Annotated in this window: 1 protein-coding gene; it reads right to left on the bottom strand. The window is 61.9% G+C overall.

The features are described 5' to 3' along the window. Nucleotides 1-749, bottom strand: a 749-nt coding sequence (locus HY26_RS02305) for a type IV secretory system conjugative DNA transfer family protein (protein WP_233351509.1), incomplete at both ends; no start/stop codon positions are given.

Below are 749 nucleotides of genomic sequence, written 5' to 3'. Positions count from 1 at the left end.
AGTTCGCCTTGTCGACCCAGTGCCCGAGATCTCCGAGCTTGCCCTGAGGGTCCACGAGAATATCGGCAATGTTCTGGACGTCGCGCACTTCGCAATGCCCCTTACGCACTTCCATCAGGGGATTGAAATGCGCCGAGACCACGTCGGTCGGGTCGAACCGCACGCAGTGGGAAAACTCCGAGCGCCAGCCTGAGGTCAACTGCCAATTCTCGCCCTTGATGTCGTGCACCAGAACAGAATGCGGCCAGGAGAGGAGCGTCGGGACAACAAGGCCCACGCCCTTGCCGGAGCGGGTCGGCGCAAAGGCCATGACATGATCGGGTCCGTCATGGCGGAGATAGGATCCTGATGCTTGGCCCAGGAACACGCCGGCTGGCTTCAAAAGTCCGGACTTACGCAAATCCTTGCCTTCCGCCCAGCGCGCAGAGCCAAACGTTGAGACCCGCTTGTCCCAGCGTGCGCGGAGGATCGACCCAGTTACCGCGATCACGATGGCCGCGACACCGCCCGAAGCGGCGATAAGTCCGCCCCGGTCAAACACATCCGGCGCGTAAGCATCGAACGCGTACCACCAGCCGAAGAAGGCCCAGGGCACGTACACCGGCATGTCGAGGATGACGAAGAAGGGTTCACCAAGCCGGGGTGACCAGCCAAGCGACCACGCTGTCCACTCCGTCGCGCACCAAAGCGCCAGGAGGACGACGAGCAAGACAAGGAGGATCTGCCAGAAGAGGTTCGTGCCATGTTTC

Origin of the sequence: Hyphomonas sp. GM-8P, assembly GCF_003263315.1 — a bacterium.
Lineage (GTDB): Bacteria > Pseudomonadota > Alphaproteobacteria > Caulobacterales > Hyphomonadaceae > Hyphomonas.
The sequence above is the reverse complement of the archived record's forward strand: the minus strand, read 5'-3'. Positions and strand labels throughout refer to the sequence as shown.